Source organism: Flavobacterium sp. (assembly GCF_027483985.1).
GTDB lineage: Bacteria > Bacteroidota > Bacteroidia > Flavobacteriales > Flavobacteriaceae > Flavobacterium.
In genome coordinates this window covers 49,233-57,858 of sequence record NZ_JAIXTJ010000028.1, presented here as the reverse complement: position 1 = coordinate 57,858, position 8,626 = coordinate 49,233, and the positions used below count along the sequence as shown (strand labels likewise).

Genomic DNA, 8,626 nt, shown 5'->3' with positions numbered 1-8,626 from the left:
AGCATATTGGGTAACGCCCAACCGTTGAAAGACGAGGACAAGTGCAACAGAAAGTATGTACAGTTCGGCTGTAGTGAAACCAGGTAAACTCTATGCGGTGAAATTTCAAGTATATCGACATTTAAGGATTACTCGTCCGTTGTCGAAGGGTAGAAAGATGGAACTTGTGAGTAATTGCAAGTCTAGATAAATGATAAGGTATTTCTAATTTGAATCAGATTCTGAAACAAGTTCAGAAAGAACAGAATCCGGCTTATAGGTCTGCTTTTTTTATATTGGTTTTAACTTTGAATTTTTCAAAATTTTTAGTTGAATTAAACCTGATGAAAATCAGAATATCTCTTATCCATTAGAAAAAACCTCCTATTTTTATGGAAAATTGTTAATTTAATTTATTTACTTGGAATCTTTTCAGGATTTAAAGAAGTGTGAAAAACAGCATTTAGAAAGACAGTTTTACTAGGTTCGTCAACAATAAAAAATGCGATATATGGAAATTTCTTAAAAGGCAAAAATCGATAATTAGAATCGTGAAATTGATAAAACGGATTAATTTCTAAAGATTTATAGGTTTTCTTATAATCCTTTAAAAAATCTAAGGCTACTTTTTTGCTTGCTTTGTAGATATAATATTCCACAGCATCTGTAATATTTTTTGATGCAATTGGTGATACAATAATCTTATAACTCATACTTACTTTTTAAATCAGAATAAAGAGATTCAGCTGTAACATAATCAGATTTATCAGAATTTATTTGATTATCAAGTTGCTCTTGTTGCTCTTTTGTTAAAGAGTAAGGTTTTGAAGTTGGTTCAATAAGCGCTTCTGCATAACCAAAAACTCTTTCCAAAACACTTTGAGGAGCATCTTTTAATTTTTTTGTGAGTAAATCTAAAGTTATAGTTTGCATTGTAATTATTTTTAGATGTATTATTGATAGTAGTTTAAAATACGTACTTCTACAAATTTACTAAAAATAATAATAACTTTAATCGTTATGATTTAACTTTTTTGAGGCAATCAATTCCTTATTAGATTACTCTTCCTCACTATCATCTTCCTCATCATCAACCTCAAACTCATAAAAAGAAAACACCGAACCACCATAATTCTTCTGAAAAGAAAAATGCATCATATGGTCGAGTTTGGTATGTTTGGAATGTTCCATAATCATCATTCCTTCTTCGTCTAACAATTCGTTTTCAAATACCAATTCGATTAGTTTTTCAAATTCCTTTTGCTCAATTCCATAAGGCGGATCGGCAAAAATAATATCATAACTTCCTTTGTGCTTTTCTAAAAATTTGAACACATCACTTTTAATTGCCGTGATATTCAAATCAAATTCTTTAGCAGTTTTCTTAATGAAATTCACACAACCCATATCGCCATCGATACACGTAATGTTGTCACAACCACGCGAACCAAATTCGTAACTAATGTTTCCAGTTCCAGCAAATAAATCCAAAACCTTCAATCCCGAAAAGTTAAAATGATTGTTCAGCACATTAAACAACGCTTCCTTACTCATATCAGTCGTTGGTCGAACCGGTAAGTTTTTTGGTGCTGTAATTCGTCGTCCTTTGTATTTTCCAGAAATGATTCTCACGAGTGAAGTAGTATAAAGTGTTCGCGGTTTTCTTTTTCCGTGAAGTTATTGGTAAAATCAGAAACGTCAAATAAACTTATGTTTCTAATGTATTTGTAGGCAATTTGATAAAAAGCATCCGTTTCAACAATCGCTCCAAGCAATTCCAATTTGAAATTCTCAGGATTCAACTGCAATTGTTCAGCGGTAAAAAGAATGTAGTAAATAAAATCTTCAGGCGTTTTGTATTCAAACGAATTAAACAAATGCAACTTCTGATTCTGAACCACAATAATCTCAAAATGACTTTCACTTACGTGAACAAACATCTTGCGTTCCTCATTATTCTTAGATAAATCCAACAATTTTGAGACCAAAACACTGTTCGCGTGCTTGTATTCAAACGAACCATATTGGTCAATAAAAAAGTTATTCATATTCACATACGGAATGTAAACATTGTTCATTTCATACTTATCCAAAGCGTCAAAAGTGAAAAAATCAGTTTCAAAAACCTTCGTATTGTATTGCAAATAACTTCCTAAAAACTCCTCGTCAAACAAAGCTGTCGGCACAAAAGTCGATAAATTATTACTGTGAAGAATCTCAATTTCATCATATTTATGACTCAATTCAGGATGTTCTCTAAAAACCGAAGCAAACAAATCTTCAATCTTAGCACTGCGCTGAAAACTATCAAAATGAATGTTATGCAACACCACAGGTTTGCCACTCAAAGTATCAAATACACAAAACGACAACCCATTCAAAGAAACTTGAATAGCTAGTTTTTTATAAGTTTTGTCCGTAATACTCATTTTGAAATTCCATTTTTAACACCGCAAACTTACGAATTTTATACTGAACTTGTTTCAGTATCTCAAGAACTTGTTTCAGTATCTCGTCTCATTTAAAGATATGTTTTTTTTAGAATTTATCTCGATGAATATTAGGAGCGAATGGTTCTGGCATTTCTACAAACCTTATTCCTGCTTTCCGCGTTACAAGGTAACTGCTCCAAACGAAGTTCACTGAACCCCTATAAAAATTAATATAATGTGAGGTAATCAGGGCTAAACAGCCATCCATTTTTACAAAATTAGATTTTCAAAACAACATTTTTAAAAATCCGCGACAATCCGTTCCATCCGTTTCATCCGCGTCCCAACATTCTATGAAACCTATCCAAAGCGAAGCGCCTTTACCACAAAACAATCTATGTTTCTATGTGGTTCAAAAATCTTCGCTAATCAGTTTTTATCTTCTTTTATCTTCTTTCATCTATGGCAAAAAAATAACAAAATCCTTGCGAACTTTGCGTAAAACTTTGCGTACTTTGCGGTTAAATAAAAACCTGTGGCAACCAAAAACTTCTATTCCATTCTATCCCAAAACTTTCCGTTTAATCCCACGATTAAGCAAGATGCTTTCTTTCAAAAAATCGCCGTTTTCATCACCAATGTCAACAACGATAGCATTTTTGTACTAAAAGGATACGCCGGAACAGGAAAAACCACCGTAATTTCTACCATTGTAAACAACCTAATCGAAGTCAATAAAAAATACGTTTTGTTGGCGCCAACTGGTCGTGCTGCGAAAGTCATTGCCAATTATTCCAACAAACCAGCTTTTACCATTCACAAGAAAATTTATTTTCCAAAGAAGTCGAGTGGTGGCGGAGTGGCATTTACGATGCAACAAAACAAACACAAAAACACAATTTTCATAGTCGATGAAGCGTCGATGATTTCTGATGTAGCAGCCGAAAGTAAAATGTACGAAAACGGAAGTTTGCTCGACGATTTAATCTCCTACATCTATAGTGGTGAAAACTGTAAAATGATTTTACTTGGCGACACGGCTCAGCTTCCGCCAGTGAATTTAGATATTTCGCCAGCATTAAACACGGATACTTTAGAATTAAATTACGACAAAAAAGTAGATTGGATTGAACTCGACGAAGTAATGCGTCAAGAACTAAACTCCGGAATTCTTTACAACGCCACCGAATTACGTGAATTATTAAAAGACAGTTTCATCACCGAATTCAAGTTCAAGTTGCGAGGTTTCAAAGACATTGTTCGCCTTACTGATGGTTACGATATTCAAGATGCCATTAACCAAGCCTACAGCAATTATTCTATTGAAGATACAGCGTTTATCGTGCGTTCCAACAAAAGAGCGAACCAATACAACGAGCAAATTAGAACCAAAATCCTAGACAAAGAAAGCGATTTATCTACAGGCGATTTCTTGATGGTCGTGAAGAACAATTACTTTTGGTTGAAAGAAAAAGACGAAGCAGGTTTTATAGCCAATGGTGACATCATCGAAGTGTTGGAAATTTATAGTTTCAAAGAATTATACGGATTCAAATTTGCCAAAGTCAAAATACGAATGGTCGATTATCCCAACCAAATTCCGTTTGAAACTGTTTTGATTTTAGATACCATTAAAAGTGAATCACCATCCTTAACCTACGAGCAATCCAACCAATTGTATGAAGAAGTGATGAAAGATTACGAACACTTAACAACCAAATACGCCAAGTTCCAAAAAGTAAAAGAAAACGAATACTTCAACGGATTGCAAGTAAAATTCTCTTACGCCATAACTTGTCACAAAAGTCAAGGCGGACAATGGAACACCGTTTTCATAGAACAACCGTATTTACCCGAAGGCATCGACAGAGATTACATTCGTTGGTTGTACACTGCAATTACAAGAGCCAAAGACAGATTGTATTTGATTGGTTTTAAGGATGAGAGTTTTTTGGAGTAGTTTTTAGGAAATTGTTATATTTGAAAAGTTAACCCTTAATTTGTTTACAAAGCAAACAAAACAATTAAGTATTATTTTAATGGCAGAATTATTCAATTATTTACTTTCAACTTTAATTTTATTACTTGGAGTAAGATTTATTTTTATGTCGTACATAAAGCCAGATATTTATTATAGTACAACTTTGAAAGGAAATATAGCAGGTTTTCTTTTTATACTTATGAGTGTAATGTCTTTTTTTGGAAAGTTTAGTTTATATTCGATAATAACCAAACTTATTCGTGATTCTTTAAAGTTAAAAGGAGAAAATGGAGGATTAAGTTTTGCTATATTTATTACAATTATATGTATTGTATTGTTTTTTACTTATTATCGTCCTGACAAATTAATAAGAAAATATAAAGTCTTGAAAAATGATTTATCAGAAAAGATTAACTTAGTAAGTAATTATCTGTTGTTTTATTTTTGGTTCTTTTTTGTTATCCTTTATCTGCTCTGCAAAGTGTTCCTATAAAAAGCTCCGCAAATGTCTTCTAACTTTGAGGATTTTTTTATACATTAGCATAAACCAATCAATCAACAAACCATGGCACTAATAAACGTACATCTAAACTACAACGGAAATGCAGAAGAAGCATTTACTTTTTACAAATCTGTTTTTGGCGGAGAATTCACTAAAATTACGCGTCTCAAAGATTTAGAAGGTCCAGATTTTCCAATTGATGAAAAAGATGCTAATAAAATTATGCACATTGCTTTACCCATTGGAAACAATACACTTATGGCAAACGATGTTCCAAGTTTTTTAGGAACCGTGAACGAAAACGAAAACCGCTCTAAAATTGCCGTTTCAACACAAAGTAGAGAAGAAGCTGACAAATTATTCAACGGACTTTCTGCAGGTGGAACAGTTGAAATGCCCATTCAAGACAGTCCTTGGGGTTCTTATTTTGGAATGTTCAGAGACAAATATGGCATCGAATGGATGATTGATTTTGATTCGAATTCTTAAAAGGAAATAGTTGATTTAATAAAAATCATTACCTTTGATACTATCAAATGATATTATCAATGAAGCCACCTTACGAAATTACATCATTAATTTTAAAGCTAATTGCCTCAATTTCAGAGAAAATAGGACAAGTTAATGCGGTTTATTTGGTAAAACAATCTCCACAATTACGTAAGCAAAATAGAATCAAAACTATTCATTCTTCACTTCAAATAGAAGGAAACACATTAACGGAAGAACAAATTACTGCGATTATTGAAAACAAAAGAGTTTTAGCGCCTCAAAAAGATATTGCTGAAGTTTTAAACGCTCTTAAGGTTTATGATAAGTTAAAAACTTTCAAGCCACATTCTGAAAAATCATTCCTAGAAGCACATCAAATTTTGATGAAAGATTTAGTTGAAAACAGCGGCAGTTACAGAAAAAATAGCGTCGGAATTGTAAAAGGTTCTAAATTGGCTCATCTTGCTCCACCAGCAGAAAACTTATCATTTTTGATGAAAGATTTGTTCAATTATGTCAAAAATAAAGAAGAATTGACATTAATAAAAGCATGTGTTTTTCATTACGAAATGGAATTTATTCATCCGTTTTTAGATGGAAATGGCAGAATGGGACGGCTTTGGCAAACTGTTATTTTGATGAACGAGTATCCAGTTTTTGAGTTTTTACCTATTGAAACCATCATCAGTGCAACACAAGAAAATTATTACAAAGCCTTGTCAATTAGTGATAAACAAGGAAAGTCGACTGTTTTTATAGAATACATGTTGGACGTAATTGATAAAGCATTATTTGAATTATTAAAATTCAATAACCGAATTCTAACTGATAATGATCGTTTAGATTATTTTATTTCTTTGGGTAAAAAAGAGTTTAAACGAAACGATTATATGAATGTTTTCAAGGACATTTCATCAGCAACCGCAAGTAGAGATTTGAAAAAAGGCATCGATTTAAATCTTTTAGAAAAAAGAGGAGATAAAAATAAAACGATATATTTAACAAGATAGCAATGTCAAGAAATCAACTTTCACCAAGTCAACAATCTGAACTTTTAGCCATATTAAAAAAGCGTTTTGAAAAAAATCCGAATCGTCATCTTGGCTTGGAATGGAATAAAATTCAAGAAAAGTTAGAAGCCAATCCAAGTAAACTTTGGTCACTAAACGAAATGGAACGAACAGAAGGCGAACCAGACGTTGTAGGTTATGATAAAGAAACTGACGAATATATTTTCTATGATTGTTCAACAGAAACGCCAAAAGGCAGAAGAAGTTTGTGCTACGATAAAGAAGCTTTAGATGCAAGAAAGGAATTCAAACCAGAAAACAACGTCATTGATATGGCAAACTCAATGGGAATTGAACTACTTTCAGAAAATGAATATCGTCACTTACAACAATTAGGAAAATTTGATTTAAAAACCTCAAGTTGGATAAAAACACCATCAGAAATTAGAAAATTAGGCGGCGCACTTTTTGCCGATTTTCGTTATGAAACTGTTTTTGTGTATCATAATGGAGCACAATCGTATTATGCAGTAAGAGGTTTTCGTGGCTCAATAAAAGTTTAATTTTGTGTTTATTAGATAAAAAATTATATATTTGAATCATTAAACAATCCTTAAAATTTCAAACTATGGCAACAGTAAATGCATATTTAACTTTTAACGGAACTTGCGAAGCAGCTTTCAATTTTTACAAATCAGTTTTTGGTGGAGAATTTACCTATATGGGAAGATTCAACGAAATGCCACCAGCAGAAAATTGCGAACCAATTTCTGTAGAAGCAGGAAATTTAATAATGCACGTTTCCTTACCAATTAGTGCAGAAACCGTTTTGTTTGGAAGTGATACGTCAGAAGCTTTTGGTCAAACAATAACAGTTGGCGACAATATTTCAATTTCAATAAACGCATCGAGCAGAGAAGAAGCGGATAGATTATTCAACGGATTATCTGCTGATGGTATAATTAAAATGCCTTTAGAAAACACCTTTTGGGGTGCATACTTTGGAATGTTTGTTGATAAATTCGGAATCCATTGGATGATGAATTTTGATGAAGCGCCACAAAATAATTAAGGACGCAACCTTTTAAAGTTTTTTGTATCTGTACAATAATAGTAAAGTATTCAATATGAAAATAATCCAATTTTTATTCTTGTTTTTAATTTTAACAAGTTGCAGTTCTGAAAATGACGCTAACATTCCGCCACAAGCAATTACACCAACACTAATAGCGTCAGGAAGCTTGTATGGTAGCGGAAGCGAGAATATTGTGCAACAAAATATTGTTGTAAGCAATCAAGCCGATTGGACCGCTTTAATAAATCAAATGGATACGGTTAACAATACATCATCAAGTTTTACAGAATTAAATATTGATTTTGATAATTATCAATTATTGTTGGCATTTGACCAAGTTAGACCTACAGGTGGTTTTTCAATAGCAATCAACAATGTTACAGAAACTGCAAATACAATAGAAGCAACAGTAAACGTTACTGGTCCAGGAGAAATTGCAACTATGGTAATTACACAACCTTTTTATATTGTAAAAATTCCAAAGTCAACTAAACCAGTAGTTTTTCTTTAAGAAATAAAAAGTCATTCGAAACCTCGCTAAATTATTCAAGCGAGGTTTTTTTATTACATTTGTTTATAAATTAAATTTAATGAATCTCGAAACCATTTTATCAATTTGCCTCGGAATCGGATTGGCTTCAGCATCAGGATTTAGAGTTTTCTTGCCTGTATTTGCTTTGAGTTTGGCATCCTATTTTAATGTAATTCCGCTGAATGAAAGTTGGGCTTGGATTGGTGGTTTGCCAGCGTTAATAAGCTTTGGAGTAGCAATGATTTTTGAAATATTTGGCTACTATATTCCGTTTATAGATAATTTATTAGATACAATTGCAACACCTTTAGCAGCCATCGCAGGATTTGTTGTTATGTCGTCAACAATGGTTGATATTTCTCCAACAATTACTACAATTCTAGCCATAATCGCTGGAAGTGGTTCCGCCACAGCATTTCAAGGATTGACAACCACAACACGATTAGCATCATCAGTAAAAACAGCAGGTTTAGGAAATCCAGTAGTTTCCACCGCCGAAACTGGAACCGCAATCACATTAAGTTCACTCGCAATTTTCCTTCCAATAGTTGCAGTTATCTTCGTTGTTATTATCTTTGGAGTAATTTATTGGATATTTAAAAAGTTTAAAAAATAGTTTCCTA

General features: G+C 32.6%; 11 protein-coding genes and 1 other RNA gene. 8 read left to right on the top strand and 4 right to left on the bottom strand.

Annotated features, from left to right (window positions below):
- Window positions 1–272, top strand: an RNA gene (gene rnpB, locus Q0050_RS08215) — RNase P RNA component class A; the annotation flags it as partial.
- Window positions 273–392: 120 nt separating this feature from the next.
- Here rnpB and Q0050_RS08210 read toward each other — a convergent pair.
- The 4 genes from Q0050_RS08210 to Q0050_RS08195 form a co-directional block, all read right to left on the bottom strand.
- Window positions 393–692, bottom strand: a complete 300-nt coding sequence (locus Q0050_RS08210) for a type II toxin-antitoxin system RelE/ParE family toxin (protein WP_298394118.1) — start codon at window positions 690–692, stop codon at window positions 393–395.
- Window positions 682–912, bottom strand: a complete 231-nt coding sequence (locus Q0050_RS08205) for a hypothetical protein (protein ID WP_298394116.1) — start codon at window positions 910–912, stop codon at window positions 682–684. The genes Q0050_RS08210 and Q0050_RS08205 overlap by 11 nt, the downstream gene beginning before the upstream one ends.
- 126 nt (window positions 913–1,038) lie before the next feature.
- Window positions 1,039–1,611 carry a 16S rRNA (guanine(966)-N(2))-methyltransferase RsmD gene (rsmD, locus tag Q0050_RS08200; RefSeq protein ID WP_298394114.1) on the bottom strand — a complete coding sequence of 191 codons (573 nt, stop codon included), beginning with the start codon at window positions 1,609–1,611 and terminating at the stop codon, window positions 1,039–1,041.
- Window positions 1,608–2,408 (bottom strand): DUF3822 family protein, encoded by an 801-nt coding sequence (locus Q0050_RS08195; RefSeq protein WP_298394112.1) that lies wholly within the window; start codon window positions 2,406–2,408, stop codon window positions 1,608–1,610. The genes rsmD and Q0050_RS08195 overlap by 4 nt, the downstream gene beginning before the upstream one ends.
- A gap of 538 nt (window positions 2,409–2,946) precedes the next feature.
- Here Q0050_RS08195 and Q0050_RS08190 point away from each other — a divergent pair.
- The 7 genes from Q0050_RS08190 (at window position 2,947) to Q0050_RS08160 (ending at window position 8,619) form a co-directional block, all read left to right on the top strand.
- Window positions 2,947–4,371: an ATP-dependent RecD-like DNA helicase gene (locus Q0050_RS08190; protein ID WP_290831658.1), complete on the top strand. Its 1,425-nt coding sequence runs from the start codon at window positions 2,947–2,949 to the stop codon at window positions 4,369–4,371.
- Between the two features lie 586 nt (window positions 4,372–4,957).
- Window positions 4,958–5,383 carry a VOC family protein gene (locus Q0050_RS08185; protein ID WP_298394108.1) on the top strand — a complete coding sequence of 142 codons (426 nt, stop codon included), beginning with the start codon at window positions 4,958–4,960 and terminating at the stop codon, window positions 5,381–5,383.
- 59 nt (window positions 5,384–5,442) lie between these two features.
- A complete protein-coding gene (locus tag Q0050_RS08180; RefSeq protein WP_298394105.1) occupies window positions 5,443–6,396 on the top strand; it encodes a Fic family protein in 954 nt (317 codons plus the stop codon).
- Window positions 6,397–6,398: 2 nt separating this feature from the next.
- Window positions 6,399–6,959 (top strand): DUF4256 domain-containing protein, encoded by a 561-nt coding sequence (locus tag Q0050_RS08175; protein ID WP_298394102.1) that lies wholly within the window; start codon window positions 6,399–6,401, stop codon window positions 6,957–6,959.
- 65 nt (window positions 6,960–7,024) lie between these two features.
- Window positions 7,025–7,468, top strand: a complete 444-nt coding sequence (locus Q0050_RS08170; RefSeq protein WP_298394099.1) for a VOC family protein — start codon at window positions 7,025–7,027, stop codon at window positions 7,466–7,468.
- A 55-nt stretch (window positions 7,469–7,523) separates the two neighbouring features.
- Window positions 7,524–7,982: a protease complex subunit PrcB family protein gene (locus Q0050_RS08165; RefSeq protein ID WP_298394096.1), complete on the top strand. Its 459-nt coding sequence runs from the start codon at window positions 7,524–7,526 to the stop codon at window positions 7,980–7,982.
- A gap of 79 nt (window positions 7,983–8,061) precedes the next feature.
- Window positions 8,062–8,619 (top strand): DUF4126 domain-containing protein, encoded by a 558-nt coding sequence (locus Q0050_RS08160; RefSeq protein WP_298394093.1) that lies wholly within the window; start codon window positions 8,062–8,064, stop codon window positions 8,617–8,619.
- The last annotated feature ends 7 nt before the right edge of the window (window positions 8,620–8,626 follow it).